Annotated in this window: 23 protein-coding genes; 11 read left to right on the top strand and 12 right to left on the bottom strand. The window is 34.3% G+C overall.

Going from position 1 to position 22,658, the window contains the following annotated elements; translation table 11 throughout:
• Positions 1 to 8: 8 nt before the first annotated feature.
• The 4 genes from LNQ81_RS13465 to LNQ81_RS13480 are packed head-to-tail and all read left to right on the top strand — an operon-like array spanning position 9 to position 6,187.
• Entirely contained in the window at positions 9 to 1,685 is a 1,677-nt protein-coding gene (locus LNQ81_RS13465; protein ID WP_229947577.1) for a RagB/SusD family nutrient uptake outer membrane protein, read from the top strand.
• Positions 1,686 to 1,703: 18 nt separating this feature from the next.
• Complete coding sequence (locus LNQ81_RS13470; protein WP_229947578.1) at positions 1,704 to 2,942, top strand: YdcF family protein; 1,239 nt, start codon at positions 1,704 to 1,706, stop codon at positions 2,940 to 2,942.
• 1 nt (position 2,943) lies between these two features.
• On the top strand, positions 2,944 to 4,974 hold the full coding sequence (locus tag LNQ81_RS13475; RefSeq protein ID WP_229947579.1) for a glycoside hydrolase domain-containing protein: 2,031 nt from the start codon (positions 2,944 to 2,946) through the stop codon (positions 4,972 to 4,974).
• Positions 4,967 to 6,187, top strand: a complete 1,221-nt coding sequence (locus LNQ81_RS13480; RefSeq protein ID WP_229947580.1) for a Ca2+-dependent phosphoinositide-specific phospholipase C — start codon at positions 4,967 to 4,969, stop codon at positions 6,185 to 6,187. The genes LNQ81_RS13475 and LNQ81_RS13480 overlap by 8 nt, the downstream gene beginning before the upstream one ends.
• A gap of 274 nt (positions 6,188 to 6,461) precedes the next feature.
• On the opposite strand, the gene LNQ81_RS13485 is transcribed toward LNQ81_RS13480, so the two are convergent.
• A complete protein-coding gene (locus tag LNQ81_RS13485) occupies positions 6,462 to 6,617 on the bottom strand; it encodes a hypothetical protein (protein ID WP_229947581.1) in 156 nt (51 codons plus the stop codon).
• Between the two features lie 340 nt (positions 6,618 to 6,957).
• Here LNQ81_RS13485 and LNQ81_RS13490 point away from each other — a divergent pair, with 340 nt between their 5' ends.
• The gene (locus tag LNQ81_RS13490; protein ID WP_418887962.1) at positions 6,958 to 7,809 is read left to right on the top strand and encodes a DUF6268 family outer membrane beta-barrel protein; all 852 of its coding nucleotides are present in this window, start codon (positions 6,958 to 6,960) and stop codon (positions 7,807 to 7,809) included.
• 44 nt (positions 7,810 to 7,853) lie between these two features.
• On the opposite strand, the gene LNQ81_RS13495 is transcribed toward LNQ81_RS13490, so the two are convergent.
• From LNQ81_RS13495 to LNQ81_RS13510, 4 genes are all read right to left on the bottom strand, one after another.
• Positions 7,854 to 8,603: a LytR/AlgR family response regulator transcription factor gene (locus LNQ81_RS13495; protein ID WP_255669484.1), complete on the bottom strand. Its 750-nt coding sequence runs from the start codon at positions 8,601 to 8,603 to the stop codon at positions 7,854 to 7,856.
• On the bottom strand, positions 8,587 to 9,645 hold the full coding sequence (locus tag LNQ81_RS13500; RefSeq protein ID WP_229947583.1) for a sensor histidine kinase: 1,059 nt from the start codon (positions 9,643 to 9,645) through the stop codon (positions 8,587 to 8,589). Before LNQ81_RS13500 ends, LNQ81_RS13495 begins: the two co-directional genes overlap by 17 nt.
• A 432-nt stretch (positions 9,646 to 10,077) precedes the next feature.
• Positions 10,078 to 10,824 carry a hypothetical protein gene (locus LNQ81_RS13505; protein WP_229947584.1) on the bottom strand — a complete coding sequence of 249 codons (747 nt, stop codon included), beginning with the start codon at positions 10,822 to 10,824 and terminating at the stop codon, positions 10,078 to 10,080.
• A 64-nt stretch (positions 10,825 to 10,888) separates the two neighbouring features.
• Positions 10,889 to 11,872 (bottom strand): helix-turn-helix domain-containing protein, encoded by a 984-nt coding sequence (locus LNQ81_RS13510; RefSeq protein ID WP_229947586.1) that lies wholly within the window; start codon positions 11,870 to 11,872, stop codon positions 10,889 to 10,891.
• Between the two features lie 195 nt (positions 11,873 to 12,067).
• On the opposite strand from LNQ81_RS13510, the gene LNQ81_RS13515 reads away from it, so the two are divergent.
• Complete coding sequence (locus LNQ81_RS13515) at positions 12,068 to 12,793, top strand: DUF6796 family protein (protein ID WP_229947588.1); 726 nt, start codon at positions 12,068 to 12,070, stop codon at positions 12,791 to 12,793.
• A gap of 41 nt (positions 12,794 to 12,834) precedes the next feature.
• On the opposite strand, the gene LNQ81_RS13520 is transcribed toward LNQ81_RS13515, so the two are convergent.
• A complete protein-coding gene (locus LNQ81_RS13520) occupies positions 12,835 to 14,019 on the bottom strand; it encodes a multidrug effflux MFS transporter (protein WP_229947590.1) in 1,185 nt (394 codons plus the stop codon).
• A 67-nt stretch (positions 14,020 to 14,086) separates the two neighbouring features.
• Positions 14,087 to 14,926, bottom strand: coding sequence for a helix-turn-helix domain-containing protein (locus LNQ81_RS13525; RefSeq protein ID WP_229947592.1), 840 nt, complete (start codon positions 14,924 to 14,926; stop codon positions 14,087 to 14,089).
• 213 nt (positions 14,927 to 15,139) lie between these two features.
• Between LNQ81_RS13525 and LNQ81_RS13530 the strand changes: the two genes are divergently transcribed.
• The 5 genes from LNQ81_RS13530 to LNQ81_RS13550 all read left to right on the top strand — a co-directional run bounded on the left by LNQ81_RS13530 (position 15,140) and on the right by LNQ81_RS13550 (position 17,699).
• On the top strand, positions 15,140 to 15,346 hold the full coding sequence (locus LNQ81_RS13530; RefSeq protein WP_229947594.1) for a helix-turn-helix domain-containing protein: 207 nt from the start codon (positions 15,140 to 15,142) through the stop codon (positions 15,344 to 15,346).
• The gene (locus LNQ81_RS13535; RefSeq protein ID WP_229947596.1) at positions 15,343 to 15,678 is read left to right on the top strand and encodes a HipA N-terminal domain-containing protein; all 336 of its coding nucleotides are present in this window, start codon (positions 15,343 to 15,345) and stop codon (positions 15,676 to 15,678) included. The genes LNQ81_RS13530 and LNQ81_RS13535 overlap by 4 nt, the downstream gene beginning before the upstream one ends.
• On the top strand, positions 15,668 to 16,615 hold the full coding sequence (locus LNQ81_RS13540) for a HipA domain-containing protein (RefSeq protein ID WP_229947597.1): 948 nt from the start codon (positions 15,668 to 15,670) through the stop codon (positions 16,613 to 16,615). The genes LNQ81_RS13535 and LNQ81_RS13540 overlap by 11 nt, the downstream gene beginning before the upstream one ends.
• 63 nt (positions 16,616 to 16,678) lie before the next feature.
• Positions 16,679 to 16,828, top strand: a complete 150-nt coding sequence (locus LNQ81_RS13545; protein WP_229947599.1) for a hypothetical protein — start codon at positions 16,679 to 16,681, stop codon at positions 16,826 to 16,828.
• A 1-nt stretch (position 16,829) separates the two neighbouring features.
• Positions 16,830 to 17,699: a hypothetical protein gene (locus LNQ81_RS13550; RefSeq protein WP_229947602.1), complete on the top strand. Its 870-nt coding sequence runs from the start codon at positions 16,830 to 16,832 to the stop codon at positions 17,697 to 17,699.
• A 126-nt stretch (positions 17,700 to 17,825) separates the two neighbouring features.
• On the opposite strand, the gene LNQ81_RS13555 is transcribed toward LNQ81_RS13550, so the two are convergent.
• The 5 genes from LNQ81_RS13555 to LNQ81_RS13575 all read right to left on the bottom strand — a co-directional run bounded on the left by LNQ81_RS13555 (position 17,826) and on the right by LNQ81_RS13575 (position 22,610).
• Entirely contained in the window at positions 17,826 to 18,560 is a 735-nt protein-coding gene (locus LNQ81_RS13555) for an acyl-[acyl-carrier-protein] thioesterase (protein ID WP_229947604.1), read from the bottom strand.
• Between the two features lie 243 nt (positions 18,561 to 18,803).
• Entirely contained in the window at positions 18,804 to 19,724 is a 921-nt protein-coding gene (gene miaA, locus LNQ81_RS13560) for a tRNA (adenosine(37)-N6)-dimethylallyltransferase MiaA (protein WP_229947606.1), read from the bottom strand.
• Positions 19,708 to 20,559 (bottom strand): ion transporter, encoded by an 852-nt coding sequence (locus LNQ81_RS13565; RefSeq protein WP_229947608.1) that lies wholly within the window; start codon positions 20,557 to 20,559, stop codon positions 19,708 to 19,710. Before LNQ81_RS13565 ends, miaA begins: the two co-directional genes overlap by 17 nt.
• Before the next feature lie 12 nt (positions 20,560 to 20,571).
• Complete coding sequence (locus LNQ81_RS13570) at positions 20,572 to 21,921, bottom strand: exonuclease domain-containing protein (RefSeq protein WP_229947610.1); 1,350 nt, start codon at positions 21,919 to 21,921, stop codon at positions 20,572 to 20,574.
• Positions 21,922 to 21,938: 17 nt separating this feature from the next.
• On the bottom strand, positions 21,939 to 22,610 hold the full coding sequence (locus LNQ81_RS13575; protein WP_229947611.1) for a YggS family pyridoxal phosphate-dependent enzyme: 672 nt from the start codon (positions 22,608 to 22,610) through the stop codon (positions 21,939 to 21,941).
• Between the last annotated feature and the right edge of the window lie 48 nt (positions 22,611 to 22,658).

The following is a 22,658-nucleotide window of genomic DNA, read 5'->3' on the forward strand; positions in this document are numbered from 1 at the left end:
CATAAGTGATGAAAAAAAATATTACAACAACAGTATATAAAATAATGCTTGTCTTAGCCATTACGACAGGTGTTGTAAGTTCATGTTCAAGTGACTTCTTAGATGAAACTACCTATGGAGAAGTATCTCCAGATAAAATGACTGATCCTAAAAACGTAGAAAGAGTCATTATAGGAGCCTATAAAATGCTTAATGGGCAGATGGATAATGCTTCCAATGCGATGAACTCTCCTGCTTCTAATTGGAGCTTTGGAGATGTGACTTCTGATGATGCATATAAAGGTGGTGGGGGTACTGGAGATCAGGGACAGATACACAGAATGGAGTTATATCAAACAGACCCTACTGTAATAGATATCGAACGCAAATGGACTGCACTATATGAAGGAATAAAAAGGGTGAATGATGCATTAAGATTACTTGGTCAATCACAGGAATTTGATCCAGAACTTAAAAAACAAAGACAAGGAGAATTGTTCTTTCTTAGAGGGCATTACTACTTTGAGCTAAAGAAGATTTACAATAGAATTCCTTATATAGATGAGACTATTATAAAGGTAGAGGATTATAATCGTTCTAATGTAGAATTTACCTCTGAAGAGTTGTGGCAAAAAATAGCTACAGACTTTGCTAATGCAGCTAAAGTATTACCTTCTAAACAAACACAGGTAGGTAGACCAACTAGCATTGCAGCTAAAGCTTATCTGATGAAAACAATGATATATCAAAATAAATGGCAACAGGCTTATACAATCTCTGAAGAGGTAATGTCTAGTCAATACAAACTTCTGTCTAATTTTGAAGATGTGTTTTTACCAGAAAATGACAATAGCTCAGAAGTCATATTTGCTGTTCAACATTCTATAAGTGATGGTGATCCTAATAACTATAATGGAAGTATAGGAGATCGTCTTACAGCCCCAGGAGGACCTTTTTATCCTCAGTACGGTTTTCACAGACCTTCACAGAATCTAGTTAATGCATTTAAGACTGATAGTAATGGACTACCAGTAAAGGATAATGTAGATGTAAAGACACAAGATTTTGTTGATCCTAGATTAGATTATACCGTAGGAAGACCAGGTATAACGTATAAAGATTTAGGTGTGGTGTATGAGTCTTCTTGGGCAAGAGATTTAGCCACTTATGGAGCCTATGCTCCTAAGAAAAGAATAGTATCTGCTAACTCACCTTATTATGGTAAAACATGGCCTTATGTATCAGCATTAAACTATTATATTATTCGCTATGCCCAGGTAATGCTTTGGAAGGCAGAAGCTGCTGTTGAATTAGGTAAGTTAGAAGAGGCACGTAGTATTGTAAATACAATTAGAGAAAGAGCTAAAAACTCTAGTTACGTAATGACATTAGATGGAAAGTCATATGCAGCTAATTATAAGATAGGACTATACAATAGTGCTTGGACAGATGTCAATAAGGCCAGAGAAGCAGTTCAATTAGAGAGTAGATTAGAACTAGCGATGGAGGGAGAACGCTTCTTTAATTTGGTACGTTGGGGTATAGCTGATAAAGTAATTAATCAGCAATATTTACAGGCAGAGAAAAGCAAGCGTTCTTTCTTGACTAATGCTCATTTTACTAAAGGCAAGAATGAATATTTTCCAATACCTCAGAGATATGTGGACGCAGCAACTGCTAAAGTTGAACAAAACCCTAATTATTAATCTAATAAGACAATACAAATGAAAAAAATAATAGTAGGCTTTCTACTTGCTGTTTGTTCTATTTCTTTTGGACAGAGTAATGAGAATAGAACTGTGACACTCTTAAGGGATAGTAATTTTTATTTTTTAGATCAACTATCTAAACAACCAGAGCTTGTTAAGTTACTTAATACTAATAAGGCATTTGCAGAAATAAAGAAGGGGAGATTAGAACAAGTAAGAAAATTAGTAAATAGCGAAACTTTCCCTAAGAGCGAAGAATTGGTTCACTGTTATATTTTTACAGATGATCAGATAAAAAACATCTCTGATCAGCTAGTTATCTTAAATAATAAAGATAAAAAAGTAGAAGCTTTCTTTGAGCAGTTAAAACAGTCTAAAAAGTATATAAACTACAATCAGATGAACAAGGAAGACTTTATCTCTAATGTAACGAAGTTAAACTTTAGCGGATTAAACCATACTTTAAAAGTTTATGGATTAGGAGAGAAACCTTTTTATCCCAATATTGATTCTGTTTCTTACAATAAAAACTCATGGTATTTTAAAGGGGCAACTCTATTTTGGGCAAAACATTTAGCTAATGAAACAGACTATACTAATCGTAGTTTTTTTGAACCCATGTTAGATTATGGATTATATCTAATGTATATGAATCACAGAGATGAAGCTATTAGATATGAGCCTCTAGCCCAGATGTATAATAAAAATGCAATAGCACATGCTAAAAGTGTTGACTTTAAAAAGTATGAGTATAATGCATTAATCGTTTTAGGGGATGGACCAGAGAATTATACAGATCCTCTAGGAGCTTTAGGTAAACTGAATTTAAAGCTTGCTGTGGAACAGTATAAACAAGGTAAGGCTCCTTTTATTATTGTTTCAGGAGGACATGTACATCCCAATCGTACACAGACTTGTGAAGCAATAGAAATGAAGAAGGAGTTAATCCAACTATACAATATTCCAGAGCAAGCAATCATTGTAGAACCCTATGCTAGACATACCACGACTAATCTTAGAAATGCTACTCGTTTAATGATTGAATACGGTTTTGATATAAAACAAAAAAGTATGATTGTATCTTATCAGTTACACACAAAGTCTATAGCAGATAAGAAGTTTTTAGATCGTTTTATGCGCGAGCTGGGTTATTTGCCTGGTGAGATTGTTAAACAGCAAAAAGGAGAGTTGTTAGATTTTTATCCTTCTGACTTACTCTTACAAGTAAATCCTTTAGAACCTTTAGACCCATAAGATGAAAAAACTTATTATCTTATTGTTTATAGCTATTCAATGTGGTTATGGACAAAAAAGTAAGTTAAGTGATAATGTAAATGTTTTTTTAGCAACCTCGGGAGACTATGGACAGTTGTCTCCTGGGGCTAGTTTTCCTTTTAGTATGCTTTGTATTTCGCCAGAGACTTATCCCTTTAATCACACAGGATATGACAATAGAGCAAAACTCTTTAAGGGAGTAACCCATATAAGACTTCAAGGAGTAGGATGTATGGGAAGTGGAGGTAATATTCTGATCAAACCAATTATGGATAATAATCTTGATACAGAATTAATCAAAAAGAAAGAACAGGGGAAACCTGGCTATTACAAGGTAGAATTTACAAATAAGATTAAGGCTGACTTTACTGTAGGACATAATTATGGAGTGCATCGATATTATTTTCCTAATAAAGGACAACTATTAGTTGATTTGTCTAGTGCTACAGGGGGTGCTTTTGTAGGTGCTCAGTACCAGGTATCTGATCATGCTATAAAGGGAAAGATTAGTTCTAAAACGACTTGTTCTGCTGGAGTATATCATTTTTATTTTAATCTTGACTTTGGTAAAAAGGCAACCCTTAGAAAGATAAGTGAATATCAGTTTATCGTTGACTTTTCTTGTTCTGAAGTAGAAGTTCAGGTAGGGCTTTCATCTGTATCAGAACAATATGCACAAAACAGAACTGCAGTAGGAAAAAGTTTTGAAAACACAAAAACTTTAGCTACACAAAGATGGGATGAATTATTATCTATGGCAAGGGTTAGTGATAAGGATGATCAAAGGATAAAACTTTTTTATTCATTACTTTATAGAACTCTACAAGCTCCTTATGTAATATCTGAAGAAGATGGATCTTATAGAACCATTAGTGGTCTGCTAAAAAAAGCAGACTTTAAAGTGTATCATGGATGGGCATTATGGGATAATTATAGAGAGGTTATCCCTTTGTATTCTATACTGTATCCACAGGTGTATAAAGATGTGGTTCGCTCTATTTTAAATATGTATCCGTATGGCAAAAAAGACTTCTCTACACTAAATGAACCTGGACCCACAGTCAGGACAGAGCACGCTTTAGTTGTTTTGGCTGATGCAGTGAATAAGGGCTATGAGTTACCTATAGATTCTATTAAAGAGTACCTTGTTAGGGAGGCCAATCAACTTGATTTATCTTCTGCTGATAAAGCATTAGAATCCTGTTATGATTATTGGGCACTGAGCCAAATACTAAAAAGCGTTCAAGACACTGTAAAGGCAAAACATTATTTAGACAAAGCAAAAGAATATAAGAAGTATTGGTTGAAAGACTTTAAGGATATTCATGTTCACGATGTGGATAAAATGCAAGCAAGGGGGCTTTATCAAGGAACTATTTGGCAATATCGATGGTTAGTTCCTTATGATATAAGAGGTTTGATTCATTTAATTGGATCCGAAAAGGAATTCGAAGATCAATTAGATATTTTTTTTCAAGGTCATTACTATAATCACGCCAATCAACCTGATCTTCAAACCTCAAGTTTGTACAATGTAACTAGAAGTCCGTATAAGAGTCAGAGATTGATTCACGACTTATTACTAAATGAGAGTATTCAGTTCTACTTTAATGATAATAGTAAAGGCATTGACCCTTATATTGGTAGAATTTATAAGAATACACCTCAAGCTTTTTTGCGCACAATGGATGATGACCTAGGTACTATGTCAGCATGGTTTGTACTTAGAAGTTTAGGATTTAGTGCAGCCAATGTTGGGTCGGATATTTTTTATCTGAATGCTCCTGTTTTTGAAAAAACTATTATACGCAATAATTTGGTAATTAGTAATAAAGAAAGAAGTTCTTATATACAAGAGGTAGAGTATAATAATAAGGATTATCAAAGGAATTATATTAGTTATAAAGAACTTTTGGGAGCATCAAATATTATATTCAAAACAAGTGAAAAGCCTAATAAGCAATGGCCTTTAGAACCATTGTGGATTTCAAATATTAAACAAGATGAATAGAAAAATAAAGTTAAGTAGTATTCTACTAGCTATGGTATTACCTGTGGTGATGCATGGACAAATAGATGCAAAACAAGATATAAAATTGCCTAGTGATTTACGAATTAATCAAATTCAAGTTCTAGGTACACATAATAGTTATGCAGAGCCAGTAGACCCTAATCTGCTTGATTATGTATCTAAAATAGTAGATCAGTCAAAAGGGAAATTATTAGAAAAAATGAGTAAAGAACAACTTGACTTTTTTAATGAGTATCACCCTAATCAGATTAGCTTTAAGGAGAGTCTATTTTATGAGCATCCAAGCTTTGAGGTTCAATTAGACAGTGGATTAAGAAGTTTAGAACTAGACGTGTATTATGATTCTACAGGCAATAGATATACAAATCCTGCAGGATATGAGTATCTAAAATCAGTAGGAGTTAAGCAGTTAGCCACACATAATACTACAGATTTAGACAAGCCTGGTTTTAAGGTTTTACACATGGCAGATGTTGATTTTAGATCAAAGTATCCAACGTTAAAACTCGCTTTACAAAGTATCAAGAAATGGTCTGATCACAATGCAGATCACGCTCCGTTATTTATCATGATTGAAGCTAAAGATTCTAATTGGCCTTTGTTTAAGAATCCAACAGAAGTATTAAAGTATGATGAGCGTGCATTTGACCTATTAGATCAAGAAATTGTTGATATTATAGGTAGAGATAAGTTAATTACACCCGATGATTTAAGAGGAAGTTATAAAACTCTAAAACAGGCTATGGCTAATAATAATTGGCCGCTTATGTCTGAATCTAAAGGGAAAGTGTTATTTATGCTACTACCTTCTACTGGAGGAGTAAACCAGGGAGAATCAGCCTACGTATATAATCGTCCAAATTTAGAAGGTAGAATTATGTTTGTACAGTCTAAGCCCACAGATAGTTATGGGGTATTTCTACTTTTAGATAACGCTATTGTACGTCAAGAAGATATAAAAGAATATGTCTCTAAAGGTTATTTAGTACGAACTAGATCAGATATTGACACTTATGAAGCTAAAGTAAATGATGATACCCGTGCTAAAGCAGCTTTTTCAAGTGGGGCACAAGTCATATCAACAGACTTTTTCTCTAAAGACCATAACCCGTATCGATCTGGCTATTTTATAGAACTACCAGATAACCTAAAACAGGTTAGGATAAACCCAGTGAATTATCAAAAAAGGTAATTAATATAGTTATTATTTGTTTTAAAAAAGCCTTGTAGACTTTTAGCTACAAGGCTTTTGTGTATATATTGTGGTACTTAATCTCTTGCTGTTCTAATAGCCTTTTCACTTTACTATCTACGACTAAGTATTTTACAGCCCATAAGTGACCATCGTTATATTCGTATTTAAAAGTTTTGAATTGAGGTAAGCTACGACCTCCTATCATAGTGATAGGGTAGCTTCTAGTTGGAGAAGAGCTTCTACTGATGGTTAAGACATTGTTATATTGGTCCTAAGTAAATATTTCGATGTCTAGTAGAGTTTTTATCTTTCTAATAGTTGTCTTTATTGTTTGGATTATATTACCTGATTTATCATATTGATACTGTATTAACCAACCTTCTTGATGATTAGGCGTCTGCCAGTCTTTAGATAACTTTCTTTCCACTAAATTATGTTTGTAACAAACATAGTGAGAGTAGTAACTTTCTGCTTGACTATATCTTAAAGTATTAATGTTAGCTTTTGATTGGCTTGAGAATTGATTACTGTATATGAGATGTTGTCATATACTAGTTCAAAACCAGCCCTAAGCCTTCGTTAAATGTAGTTTTGTAAGCCTTTACTTTGTCTTCTTTTAGGATATATTCATATATCATTAGGTTTTTACCAGTTGTCAAATGTTTTTTCTAACTCAAGCTAATTTTTAGTGGTTTGTAGAAAAATAGAATAAAATGAAAGTAAAAGTGTTTTTCATTTTTAATGCTTTGTTCTTAAACGTCCTAACGATGTGGTCACAAGAGAAGTTTAAAAGTGAGTTTAAGGTTGATTATGTCCCTTTTTCTAATTATGTAAGACCTATAGATAGTGTGAAGACACCTTCTAAAAGTGATTTTAGACGAGCAGAGGTTAATATAGAAATTCCTCTATCTATGCGTATGGATAAGAGAAATAAACCGCGTGTATGGTCTGTAATAGTACAAGGGGCTTATGCCAAAATGGAACATAAACTATATGATGAAGATCTGTTTCCAGAAGAGCTTCTAAATGCACAAGTAGGAGTAAAGCACTTTAGATCTATCAGTGATTCATGGTCTGTTTTATTTATGGGAACTGTTGGAATTTACACCGATATGAACACCATTAATGAGCAAGCTATTTTAGGACAAGGAGGTGTTTTCTTTATTAAGCACTTTAATAAAAAAGTATCTTTAGGAGTAGGGCCAGTACTAACAAATAGTTTTGGTGTGCCAATGGTTTTACCAGGTATTTACTTTAATTGGCAGACCTATGGAGACTTTTTCTTAAAAGTAGCTTTTCCTCAGGGGATGGAGTTAGGATATAAGCTAACAAATACAGTAGATCTAAAAGCAGCAATAGACTTACAGGGAATGACCGCGGTGATAAAGCAAGATGATAAAGATATGTTACTTGGATTTCAACAGGTCGTAGCCGGGTTTAGACCTGAGTTTAAGTTTAGCAATAATATCACTTTATCACTAACAGCAGGAAGCTCTCTTGTGCGTTCCTTTTCTTATAACGAGCGAAAAATAAAGAATATCTTTAAAGAGAAGAAAGTAGCTGACCCTAAGTTTACCTCTACATTTTATGCAGCAGTAAAGTTAAAGTGGAGTCTATAGATGCCTAAGCCTCCAAGGTAGTTTGCTAACTGCCTTGGAGGTTTTTATTTGCTTAGTAAGTTTTTATAAATAACATCTTTTAGCAATGTTTCTTTTCTAAGACGAGCTATAGGAAGTTGTGTATTATTAATAAGAACTCTACTTCCAGAGATAGAGCAGATGTGATTCACATTAATCAAATAAGATTTGTGTATTCTAAAAAAATGTTCTTTAGGAAGTAATTCTTCTATCGCTACCATGGTCTGATGAATGACAAAACTCTTCTGAGCAATATGTATTTTGAGGTAGTTCTGCATCGCTTCAATATATAGAATATCTGTCCAGAGTATTTTTACAAAACTATCATCGTGTTTGATATAGACAGAGTGATCTCCTATACTTACTTCTTCTAGCTTAGTTTGATGTTTTAGAGTGTGTAGCTCTTTCGCCTTTAGTGCAGCTTGATAAAAACGCTTAAAAGCGATTGGCTTTAATAGATAATCTACGACTTGCAATCGATATCCCTCTAATGCATGTTCTGAATACGCTGTGGTGAAGATAATCATAGGAGGATTATTAATAGACTCTACAAAGTCAATACCGGATAAGTAAGGCATATTGATATCTAAGAACAGGATATCATAATCTTCAAGAGTTAGCAATTCCTGTGCCTCTAATGCAGAAGCGCAAGAGTTAGAGGCCACAAGGAAATCTATTTTATTAATATAATCGACAATAGCTCTTCTAGCTAAAGGCTCGTCGTCTATAACCAAACATTTTAATTGGTATGATTTTTTATCAGATAGTATTTGCATCGGTTAAGTTAATTTGCAGTGATACAGTAAATTTGTTTTCTGTTTGCTCTATTTTAAACAGGTGTTTATTGGGATATTGCATATTTAGTCGCTCTGTCACATTCGCTATACCAATGCCTCCTTGTTGTTTCTCTATTTTATATTTATCACTATAGGAATTTTCGATATCCAAGTTTAGTATATTCTTATCTTCTGAACATCTAATTATGATATACCCTTTAGTATGGGGTAATCTTGATACGTGCTTAAAAGCATTTTCTATTAAAGGTACAAGAAGAAGAGGAGCTATTTGTATTTGTTTGTTTTGTATATCCCATTTACATTGGACGTTCAGTTCGTCTTGCCATCGTATTTGTTCTATAGCCACTAGATGTTGTAGATATTGTACTTCTTGGTGTAAGAATACCATCTTATGATTGCATTCATATAGTTGATAACGCAGTATATCTGAGAATTTTAATAATACAGTGGAAGCTAATTCCACATTAGATTGCATGAGAATGTGTATGTGATTTAGGATATTAAACATCAGATGAGGATTAATCTGATCTTGCAATAGCTTTATTTGAGCTTCTAAGTGTTCTTGCTTAAGCTTGGCATTTATCTGTTCTACTTTATTGTGCTCTTGATAGAATCTAATTCCACAAGTCGTTGTGTTAATAGCCATCGCTGATGGTAAAGAACTAAGTAACTTAGCGACATATAACTCTTCCCATGTATCTACATTCGTATTTTTAAGAACCTCTATGTCATTCATTAAGTAGGGAAATAGTGTAAAGCACAGAGCAATTAACACAGTTAATAGTAACGTGCCAATAAAGAATACGACTAAGAACTGCTTCATCTTGCCCTCTTTTAACGCCTTTGGCAAGGCAATATCACTTAAAAAGTGAGCAATAATAAAGAAGAGCGACATCACTACAGCAGTATGTACTAACCATAGTAAAGGATCATCATTAAAGTGTATATAAGGCCATACCGAAAAAGTCAGTATTGACCAAAAGATAATGAAGAATAAGCGCTTATGTATATTGGTGTTCATGTATCATGGTATTAAGTACTTCTGTCAAATACAAAAGTAAAGAAATGATATTATATCATTCTGTACTCAATTTAATTGACCAAAGGTGTATAAATTTTGACCATTGGTAATAAAACATCGTATCTAACTACGATGCTTTTTAATGAATGATAAAATGCAATAGAAAAAAAGAGAATAATAAAAAGAAAGTTGTCTTTAGAAATGATTAGAAAGATATCAGATAAAATTCACATTCCTACAGAGGTATTGATACAACCTTATTAATGTAAAAATAAGAGGTTAAATAGTCAAAAAAAAGCTTATTTCGACAAAAACGTTAAAATAAGCTTTTTTTTACACCTCTATTTTTACATATTTGTATAAATAAGGTGTTTTTTAGATGCTTATTTGTACAATGGTATTGTAAATAGGCAGAGTAGTGAAGTAAGTCCTTTACTTCATCTCGCGTTCTGCTAATAGTATTTTCTTGTTGTCACTTGCTATTAAGTATTTAGCAGTCCATAAGTGATCATCGTTGTACTTGTATTCAAAAGTTTCGTGTTGATGTAAGCTACGACCACCGATCATAATGATAGGGTATTTTCTTGTAGGAGAAGAACTTCTACTGATAGTTAATACATTGTTGTATTGGTCATAAGTTAGTTCCTCTATGTCGAGCTGAGGCTCTCCCTTTCTGATAGTTGTTTTCTCTTTACGTGTGATGTTTCCTAAGGTATCATACTCATACTTAGTAAACCAACCTTCTTTCTGATTAGAAGTTTCCCACTTTTTAGAATATTTCGTTTCTACTAAGTTATTTGCATTGTAAGTATATAAAGAGGCGGTATCCTCTACTTTTAAACCTTCGCTATTGTATTTTAAATCAAAGTTAAGGGTATGTACTTTTTGAGGCTTTTTTGTTTCATCACTTACAATATTAGAATCAATGTTACCATACTCATCATAAGTAATTACTACATTAGTTCTAAGGTCTTCCTTATAAAAAGCTTTATAAGACTCTACTTTACCTTCTTTTAGAGTATATTCTTTTGTCCATTTTCCCTTATTGGCATAGACTTTTTTTTCTATAACGGTAGTGTAGTTTACCCACTTTTCGCTTTTTTCTAGAGGAGCTTCTGTGCTTTGAGCACTAAGGTTAAGCCCCAAAAAAAGTGATAGAACAACTAGTGTATTTCTCATAATATCAGTTGAATAATTAGTAATTTGATGTAAGTTAAGTTTTTAAAGGTTAATACCCAAACAATTACTTCATCCACCCACTAGGAGATACACCATATTTCTTCTTAAAAGCAGAGGAGAAGTGACGTGGGTTCTTATAGCCGATAAGGTCTGAAATCTCTGTGATATTAAGCTCTTTATCTCCTAATAACCCTTTAGCATATTCCATTTTCTGATCAGCCCAAAAAGAGAATACAGTAGTTCCGAATAATTCTTTAAACCCTTTTTTAAGGATAAAGTCATTCGTGCCAACTAAGTGCGCTAGGTCAACTAGTGAATGTGTGCTATTTAGATTGTCTAAGATAAAATCTCTAACCGCATATATCTTATCTATATCTCTTTTGTTTAACGTAGTAGAGTAAGGTGAGTCTGACTGGAATTGTTCTAATTGTAGTAAAAGGAGTTCAATAATTTTAGCTTCTAAGAACATTTTTTTAAACAGGCCTTTGCGCTGACAGAGGATGATTTGTTCTACGATTACATACATCTGGTGGGTAATGTTTTGATTATTAGGATGCAGTAAGCTAGAAGAACCTTTCTCTATTGCGTTTCTAAATGTGTCAAAGAGATGATTATCTTGAGGTAAGAACTTCTTGAAGAAAGAAGGCTTTAGGTTTATTTCACATAGTTGGAATGCTTCATTCTCCCATCGCATTTCACCTGAAAGGGCATTGGCATATAAGATGTTATGAGAGAAAGGAGTAAAGCTAATGTCTTTATCAAAGTTAGAAGTACTAGCTGTGTTCTTTCCTTTTAGGCTAAAATGCATTTCGATAGTCTCGAAGTTACTCTCAAAACCTACTTCTAAAGGGCGAGCTAATATAGCATCCCCAATGCCGATATGAACACCGTCAAAGTATATCTCCTTATAGTAACCCTGCCCTAAGAAAGAATCTATATGGGTGATATTCTCCTTAACAGGGTGTAGTGTCGTATCAAAATAAGAAGAGGAATAATCTTTATCCACTATCGTCAATTGATGTTCTATATCATATAATCTTAAATTCATTGGTATCGTATTACATTTCTTTCTGCGGAGCTTTTACTCCGTTTAACAGACATCAATCAAAAAATGACTGATTAGATTTGCGCAAAGATATCAATTGTTTAGAACCGTTCTTAATTACTCTGTTATTTTTATGCCATCAGTAGGTAGATTAAGACAAGACAAGGTATCAAAAGTGTTCAACATAATAGATTAAAAATGAATTATTCAACTAAGATCAAGTGGTCTTTTATTTCAAGTATTATAGCATCGATTCTATGGGTTATCGGAGATGTTTTTGTCGCAGGTTTTGACGTGAATCCCGCGGATTATCCCTTGTTTTCACAGACGTATGCTAATGAGTTAGACGTTAATCTAGCTGTATTAATGTTAGAGGGCTCTACGGATCGTCTGATGTTCGGAGGGCTTATCGCTTCTATGTCAGCGTTCTTATTCTTACCAGGAGTATGGCTAGCATGTCAGTATTTTAAAGACCAGACTAAGCCTTATACGTGGATTACCTACTTTATCTTAGTGATTAGTGTGGTATTAATGCCATTAGGTCATTCAGATTTTTATTACAGTGGAGAGTTGTTTAAAGCGATCTATCATACAGATCCAGTAGCACATCCTTATCTGTTAGAAATGTCTAGAGGCTTTACAAAGGTATTGTACATCGCTTGGGGAACAGCTATTATAGTTTTATTAGCAGGGTGGCTGATGTTCTCTATCCTTGTGTTTATGAATAAGACAAAGCTACCTAGATGGGCAGGGTTATTATCTCCTGTGTTCTTAACGATATTTCAGATGCCGATAAGAATGGCATTACCACAATCAGAACTTAGGGGTTATCTGATCTCAGCAGGGTTTAACCTATCTTATTTAATCTTCTTTATTTTAATACTAGTATTGTTTAGGAAACAACTACAACAAGAAGATAAGTAAGAAAAAACGCCTTAACAAACTAATGTTAAGGCATTTTTGTATTATATAGTAGCTTGTTTCTCTTTGATTAGGTAGCATCCCAAGTATAATAGGTGGCACGCTAGTAGTGAGCAGGCTGTTAGTATCATAATATCCGCAGGGATAAGGTTGGTTACTGCTGAGATAATAAAGGTCAATAATAACTGTAACGTACCCAATAGGGCAGATGCTGATCCACTATTCGTTGTGAATGGCGCTAAGGCAAGCTTAGTTGTCGTAGGGAATAACACCCCTAGTGTTAGCACGATAAAGAATAGCGGTACTAATAGTGTCTCTATTGGCTCTTTTAGTAAACACATCACCGAAAAACCTGCTGTCCATACTAGTCCAAAGTAGATAGTATATTTAATGGTTTGTTCCACGGTCCACCAGCGCGATAAAACAGAGTTAGCTAACCATGCACCTAAGATTAACCCGATGGCGTTAAAGGCAAATATACCGCTAAACATATCTGAAGACATTCCACCATACTCCATAATAAGGTAAGGGGCATTGGCTAAGTATATCATCAGAATACTGTAAGTTAAACTTCCGATAAGGGTATATTTGACAAAGATGTTGTTCTTAACTATCTCTTTAAAGTCAGCCATTAGGTTGACCTTTTGTTTAACAGTAACTATGCGTGTTTCGGGTAAGAAGAGGAACACTGCTATTAAGCAGATTAATCCTAATATCACTAATGTTACGAAGGTAGATTGCCACACAAAATGACTGATAAGGAAGTTACCTGCTACAGGACCAACGATAGGAGCTACTCCTGCAATGATTGCCAATAGTGAGAACACGTTCATACTCTGATCTGCTGAGTAATACTCATTAACTACCGCACGTGCGATTACAACTCCTGCACATCCTGCAAAGGCTTGGAAGAAACGCGCTGTCCAAAACTGTTCTATTGTCTCTGCATAGATACATGCTATAGAAGCAAGGATAAAGAGAATCAGGGAGACGATAGTCGGTAACTTACGTCCATAGCGATCAGAGATAATTCCCCAAAATAATTGACCTACTGCAAATCCTCCTAAAAAGAAAGAAAGGGATAGCTGTACATTTTTAAGATCGGTATTAAAGGTCTGTGAGATCTTTAAGAACCCTGGCAAGTATAAATCTATACTGAAGGGCTCTAGGGCAGATAGCAGTGATAAGATAATCACCACTATAAACTGAGTTTTTGTTAACTTATTCATATCTGAGTTTTGATGAGGGCAAAAGTAGATGCTATCCCTGTTCTAAACATTATCTAAACGGAGTATATTATTGGACTTTTTTCACATTTGCTCTAAAACCAAGTGGAGTCATACCTGTCTGCTTTTTAAAGAAGCGGTTAAAGTAATTCACCTCACTATAGCCTAGCTCTGCTGATATCTCTTGGATATTCAAGTCAGAGAAGCCTATTAACCTCTTGGCTTCTAACAGTAGTCTATTTTGAATGTGTTGATTAAGTGTCATTTCGGTTGATTTGACCACTAATTCATTCATTCTCTTGACCGATAAGGCTATTTTTTCTGCGTAAAAAGAAGTGGGATAAGGCTTGGTATAATGTTCCTCTACAAGTTCTAATAGCTTTAATACTCTAGTATCCATTAGCGGATTATCCTGAGATAGCTCCTTTAAATCTTGGATATGGGTAATGTAGATACTGAGGTATTTCTCTAATACCACAGTGCGTTTCGGAGTATTCCACTCTTGTTCGAAGAGGATCATTATGGCATTAAATAAAGCTTTCTTATCCTTAGATAACTCAAACCACAAAGGAGGGTTTAAGCGAAACTTTTGCTGTTTAAACTCCTGGGCAATAATACGGTTAAAGTAGTCTTTATTCACAGATAGAAAGTACCCCTTAATACCCGTAGGATCGATATTATGCATCTGTCCAGGGTAGATTACCCATATTTGATCATCTGCTATGTTATAAGACTCAAAGTCAACTAACTGAGAACTGTTTTGCGTCTTGGTAAACCAATAGATTTGGTAAAAGTTACATTGGTAATGATAATCAAAGTTAAAAAGTTCAATATTGTCTTCTAACTTAAAGAATTCAATAGGTACATCTTTATCGAATTGTTGCACTTTTACGACCTGCTGCTTAGACATTGTTTGATGATTAATGAGAGGGCAAAGGTAGTGTTTTTTGGTAGGAGATTAAACTGTGGTAGGGAATGTGTATTTTCTGTCTGTATGATAGAGTGGTACTTAGTGTTGTTTTTATATGCTTTTACATATAATTTACGTATATTTGTTTAGATTTATATGCAAATAGATATAAAATGAGGTAAACGCATATAATCGTTGTAATTGCATATAATTATGAGAAAATCATTAGCAGGCTTTGTTAAAGAACAACGCAAAAATACAGGACTTACTCAAGAAGAGTTTGCAGAACGAGCAGGTGTAGCCGTAACTGTTATTCGAAAAATAGAACAAGGCAAAGAGAATCTTAGTTTGTCTAAGGTAAATCAAGTATTGTTAATGTTTGGACATACTTTAGCTCCAGTAAATAATAGTGAATTATGAGACAAGCTTTAATTAAATACAACAATGTAGAGGCGGGTTATCTAACTGAAACAGACCAAGGGGAGTATCATTTTGAATATGCTAAGGCTTACATTGAGCAGTATCCTAATCAATTTGTTACTTTTCAAATGCCAGTTATAAAACAAATATATCGTAGTAAACGTCTTTTTCCTTTTTTTGATGGCTTGATTCCAGAAGGATGGTTATTAGATATTGCATCTAATAGTTGGAAGATTAACAAGTCTGATCGAATGGGGTTATTATTAGCTTGCTGTCAAAATTGTATTGGTGCTGTGAGTGTTCATCCTTTAAATTATACAGATGATAAGTAGATGTCTATATTGTTATCAAGTTCTAGAGACTAATGCCTCTCAAGAGTATCACGATAAATGTGCTATTAAATTCTTTGGTTCTAAAATAGCTCCAATATTGCCTTACGCAATGAATGAAATGGATAGACTTGCTAAAGAAGTAGTTCAACGCTCTGTAACTGTACCTGGTGTTCAACCTAAGCTTTCTATGGGAATAGTCAAGGATGCTTTAGGTGATAAGACTTCAGGAAGAATGACTATTTTAGATGCTTTGGAAGGATTGTATATTTTGAAACCACAGAATGAACAATTTTATCAGATGCCAGAGAATGAACATTTGTCTATGAGATTAGCTGAGTTGTTTACTATCTCAGTTGTACCATCTTCACTTATACGTTTAGCATCTGGGGAATTATGCTATTTAACTAAGCGAATCGACCGTTCTAAATCTAATTCTAAAATTCATATGATTGACTTTTTGCAAATTTTAGAATTAGAGCATAAATATCTTGGAACTATGGAACAAGTAGGAAAAACAATAGGGGACTTATCTGCTCATACTTTATTAGATAAGTTTCGTTTTTTTGAGTTGGCAGTATTTAATTTTATCATTGGTAATAATGATATGCATCTAAAGAACTTCTCCATGATTCTTTCTAATAATGATTGGTTATTAGCTCCAGGATATGATTTAATCAATGTAAAGTTGATTTTACCTAAAGATGATGAGGATACAGCATTGATGTTAGGAGGAAAAAAGAAGAATCATGACAAAAGCTATTTTGAGCGTTTTGGTACTGTTCTGCAACTTAACGAAAAGCAAATTAATTCTGTCTTTACTCGAATAAAAAAGTGGCTTCCTAAAGCTGAAAAATTAATAAAAGAATCTTTCTTATCAGCACAATTAAAACAAGATTACTTAATAGGAATAATAGAAAGAATAAAGCGATTAGAATAAAAGATTTGTAATTTTTTTGAGAATGAAGTACTTCCAAAATTCAATAGTAGAATTATTGAGAAAATGAACACAACGCTTAAGACTTTGCCTAATGTGTTAGAAAATCTTCCTCCACAGATAGGACTAAGTAAGGCAGGTAAATATAAGATAATCGAAATCCTTAGTAATCAACAAAGAAACACTAGAATCTCAAACATACTAAACAACTATTAAAATGAAATCGTATTATAGCTTAATTAGATACTTTAATAACTCCTTGTCAAAGGAGAATATTGTTATTGGGTTAATAGCGGTTTCTCCAACCAATGTGTTTTATAAGTTTTCGGAGTCAAAGATTAGCCTTATTACTAGATTCTACGACAATAAGAATAAGTTGTTAAACTTCAATATAAAGAAAATTAGCGAGGTCTTAGAACTAAACTCTAAGGATAACTTATTTGTAGAAGAGAACACTAATAATTTAAGAGCATATTTAGATCGTTTAGCGATTTACAATAATGGAATAATTCAATTCGATAAACCAGTGGAACTAAATGTCAATATAGATGAGTCTTTCTTTAGTAAATTCTATGATAAGTATATAGGTGATTTTAGAGCTACTACTAAGCATGCTAAGAAGGATGAGGTATTTCATGATCGAGTAAATAGTCACTTTAAAAAGCCATTAGAGAATGTAATTGATATTGACTATAAGGTAGATAAGAAGGTAATCCCTTCTCTGTTTTTTGATTATAAACTAAATGGAATAGGGGGGAATGGATCTATCTATAGCGTTAAGTGTATTGATATTAATTCGAATAGAGCAATTGACACTATTCAGAAAGATATATCAGAACTCGAAAGCTTAAATTTTAGATTAAATGACTTCTCTAAGCAGTTAGTAGAGCACTCTGAACAGAATAAGCATTATTTAGTAATAGATCAGTATAGAGGTGAAGATGATAGGTACTTAGAACTATACGACACACTAAGTAGTCAAGAAAATGGTTTGTATCAATTGATTAACTCAAATCAATTAGAAAGTATAACTACCGAAATTATTAAGGCAGGAACATCTAAATTCTCTGAGTTGATTTTAAAATAAGTTATCTACAGAGGTAAGTAATAAATACAAAAGGCTAATATATCACTTGATGTATTAGCCTTTTATATTTTATGATAATAAGTCTCTTCCCTGTTTCCAAGCGAAGCGACTCCCTGTTCCTTTATATTACTCCACCACACACTGAAAACTAATATTACCGTCCTCTGTCTTGATTAGGAAGTGATCTTGATTCTCTATTGATTGTAAGATGTTATATGCTTGATTAAAGCGAAGCTCCTTCTGGAAGTGCATATCTACTAAAGTGATGTCTTTAGAAGAGGTATCAGATACTTTTAAGGCATCGATAACCCACTCAAGGTATTTGATGTTAGTCACGTGATTCACCATATCTAAATCAGAATATCTCACCGTATCACTTACTAGGTGTTTTGTCTCGATATTCTTATCAAAGGTGACAAACTCTCCCTTAATACTTTTCTTATCCTTATGCAAAGTAAAATGATCATGTGGTATAGCCATCACTTCAGGACGGCGTTTTACAGTATTCATAATCACCCACATCGAACTAGCGCTAGCTAAAAGTTCTCCATTACTGTGCACTTCGAAGTTACGTACAGAGCGAATACCGTCTAGTGTTTCTATCCACGTACTAATGTCAATGCGTTCTTGCCATTTAGGATACCTAGCGATCTCTACTCTAAATTTATACACTACCCAAGACTGATTTGCCTCTTGTAAATCCCAAAAGCTTATGCCTCCATGAATTGCGTGATTAGAAGATGCCATCTGTATCATCTTACACAAGTCAACTGTCTTAAGCTGTGCATTGATATCACAGTCGAAGTAATCAACATCGAAACTCTGAGTGAATATAGAAGTAAAGTTTGGGGATATAGGCATAGTTTTTTTGTTTTTTGTTATTTTGTGATGTCGTTTGTGGCTCTTGTGTACGCTCCGCAAAGTCGGGAGGCTTTGAGGGATTTGTTCTTTAAAAGCCTCATTCTCTTATTAAAAAGCAGTACACTTTCTCCACTATTCTCATCCTTTGCAGGGGTGCCCGAAGGGCGGGGTGGTTATCCTCACGGATTACAAATCCGCGACAGCAAATCTGTAACAGCGATATTTTATACAGGGCGTAAAGTGTTACGCCCCTACGATATTCCTAATTGAATCTATGATTTGCTCTTCATCAGTCAGGTAGTCAAACCACATCACATCAGGGGTACGTTTAAACCATGTGATTTGGCGCTTAGCGAAGCGGCGTGTATTTTTCTTTATTTCCTCTAAAGCGAAGTCTAGCGAATATTCTTTGTCAAAATACGAAAATAACTCACGATATCCAACCGTTTGTAGTGCATTATTCTCACGATGTGGGTATAAGTCTTCTGCTTCTTGTAGTAGACCTTTATCCATCATAATATCCACACGCATATTGATGCGCTCATACATCTTCTCTCTGTCTGCTTCAAGCCCGATAACGATAGGAGTGAAGTTGCGAGAGTGTTGCTTGATATTTAAGAAGCTAGAGTAGGGCTTACCCGTACCGATACAGATTTCAAGGGCTCTAGTAACCCTTTGTGGATTATCTATTGCTACTTTCTCATAGTGGATAGGGTCTAACTCCCTTAGCATATTTTGCAAATAAGGAAGGCCTTTTTCTTCTAAGTCTTTATTAAGTTGTTCTCTTACACTTGGATCTACATCAGGGAAGTCATCTAAGCCATTCAGGATAGCATTGACAAATAATCCTGATCCACCAACCATTACTTGCACGGGATTCTCTTTAAAGAGCTCGTCTAGCTTAGCTAGCGCATCTCTTTCGAAGTCTCCTACTGAGTATGTATCGTGAATACTGATATTCTGAATAAAGTGATGTGGAGCTGCTGCTAGTTCTTCGCCAGAAGGTACAGCTGTTCCGATAGCCATTTCTTTGTAGAACTGGCGACTATCACATGATATGATATGCGTATTAAAATGTTGTGCTATTTTGATTCCCAATGCTGTTTTACCAATAGCAGTAGGCCCAATCACAACGATAAGATAATTGTTATTTTTCGTAGACATCTCCTAATTTTTGACCACAGTTATAGCAGTAGTTTGCATCCTCATCGTATATTGTGGTAGTACATGAGCTACAGTGTCTTCTTCTTTTTGCATCTAATCGATTGCGTTTGATATTAGAGAACTCAGCTGTCACAATACCCGTAGGTACAGCGATAATACCGTACCCCATAATCATAATAAAAGAAGCTATCATTTGTCCTAGTGGCGTTTGTGGGGCTATATCTCCATATCCAACGGTAGTAAGGGTTACAATACACCAATAGATACTCCTTGGAATACTAGTAAAACCACTTTCTTTACTTTCGATCACATACATTAATGCTCCTAGCAAAATAGACATGACAATAACGAAGTAAACAAATACAATAATCTTAGTTCTACTAGACTTTAAAGCGAGTTTTAAATGGGACTGTTGACCTAAATACGGAACTAGATTTAAGATACCGAATAAACGCAACAAACGAAGTGCTCTTACCACAGTAAGAATACGTGAACCAGGTATAAAGAACGATAAGTACATCGGTAGAATAGAGATTAAATCTACTATACCATAAAAGCTAAAGATATACTTTAAGGGTTTCTTATTACATATTATTCGCAGTGTGTATTCTATAGAGAAAAAGATAGTGATAATCCACTCACAGACTACTAATCCTTTGTGATGTTTAAGATCATAACTCTCTATGGACTCTAGCATCACCAGAAGCACACTCATGATGATTACTCCTAATAGGGCAATGTCAAATAGCTTTCCCGCAAAAGTATTAGAACCATAAATAATGATATAAATCTTTTGCTTTAATATGTCCCATTTATTTTTTAATCTGCGTCTCACAAAAACTGTTTTTTAATAGTGAATTAATTTATACCCGGATTTCTTATTTAAATAATTTAGAATAATGTTTCTGCTATTTCTATTAAATAATACTGGTGTTAAATTGGCTGCTATTCGTTCTGGGGCGTTGATTTGGTGGTTTAAGTTAAAGAAGCAATATCCATTGAGCTTGCCTTTCTCTAATGCTACAGCACTCTTCTCATCTACTTTGCGACCTTTATCGATGATGATAACATTGTCATTATCAATGTCAAAAGGCTTAAGAAGTTCAAGTACCTTGGCGTTGAACTGCTCTCTTGTTTGTGTAAAGTCAACAAAGAAGTTGTTTTCTGTAATCTTCGTTGATTTTTTCTCGTAAATGAAGTTTACATAAGGCAATTCACTTTGCCCTTGAAATACCTTATGCAAGAACTTTCTTGCTTCATTAGGCGAAGTGAACGCCATGAAGTTTTTCTTTCTTCCATCTGTTTTCTCAACAGCTAGATATATATATCCTTCTATGTTTGCTTTTAGATAAAGAGAATAAGGAAACACACTACTTTTATTCACCTTATTATATTTAGGTTTATTAGTCTGTATCTCTTCTGCTTCCTTGAGCAACGCGATTAATTCTGTACCTGTCTTTTCGAAAGTCACAGTATAGCTCTCTTGTTGTATTTTCTTGAATACGGCAGAGTTACTTGTAAAGTGCTGCAGTACCTTCTTTCTGATATTCTTGCTTTTTCCTATAAATATGATTGTACCTTCTTTGTCTAAGATATAGTATATCCCAACAGTAGAAGGTAGTGTATCTATGATGTCTAAAAACTTAGGATTAATACCTGTTTTGATATCAGACTTAATCATAGAGGTAAGTATCGTTTTTTCTTTGTCTTTTGATAGCAGTAATTCGAACAGCTTCTCAGTAGCCATAGCATCTCCATTAGCTCTATGTCTATCTGCGATAGGGATGCCTAACGAACGCACTAACTTACCTAGACTATACGAGGGCATATCAGGTAGTAACTTTTGAGATAGCTCTACCGTGCATAGTGTATTACGACTATATTCGTACCCTAGCCGTTTAAACTCATTGCGCAGTACGCGATAGTCAAACTCAGCATTATGAGCCACTAGCACACAGTTCTGCGTTATCTCTATGATGCGTTTAGCCACTTCATAGAACTTAGGAGCTAGCCGTAGCATAGATGTATTTATCCCCGTAAGCTTGACTACAAATGGCTGTATCTCCATTTCTGGGTTAACTAAACTGATAAACTGATCTACAATTTGATTTCCATCAAACTTGTAGATAGCAATTTCGGTGATCCCTTCTTCATTAAACTGCCCACCAGTAGTTTCTATATCTAAGACTGCGTACAACTTCTATTCTTGATTAATTAATAATTGCGGTTTCCGAAGATATTACTTCCTATTCTTACCATGGTACTACCACATGCTATGGCTAGAGTATAGTCATTACTCATGCCCATAGAGATAATAGTTAGGTCGAGATTATCTTGTGTCCCGTATTGTTTTTTACACTGTACAAAGATACCATTTAGTTGTGTAAATTCTTTCTTTACTTGTGTTTGATTATCGGTAAAAGTAGCCATTCCCATCAGGCCTACTACTTTAATATTCTTCAGGGCTTTAAAATCCTCACTTGACAAGATGTCTTCTAGTTCGTTTTTATCTAATCCGAACTTCGTTTCTTCTTCTGCGATAAACATTTGTAATAAACATGGGATTACACGATTGTTAATCTCTGCTTGTTTATCTATTTCTTTTAATAGTCTGAAGCTGTCTACTCCATGGATAAGTGATACATAAGGCGCCATATACTTCACTTTGTTGCGCTGTACATGCCCAATCATGTGCCACTGTATATCCTTAGGAAGTGCCTGATATTTATCCGTCATTTCCTGAATTTTATTCTCACCGAATATGCGTTGCCCTGCTTCATAAGCTTCTGCGATATCCTCATTGGGCTTCGTTTTAGAAACGGCAACAAGTGTCACCTGAGTAGGTAAGGTATCCTTAATGTGTTTTAAATTCGCTGTAATTGACATAATCTTCTATTTTTTTTATCTTAAAACTCTTATCCTCATTATGACTAT

The organism is Myroides oncorhynchi (genome assembly GCF_020905415.1).
Lineage (GTDB): Bacteria > Bacteroidota > Bacteroidia > Flavobacteriales > Flavobacteriaceae > Flavobacterium > Flavobacterium oncorhynchi_A.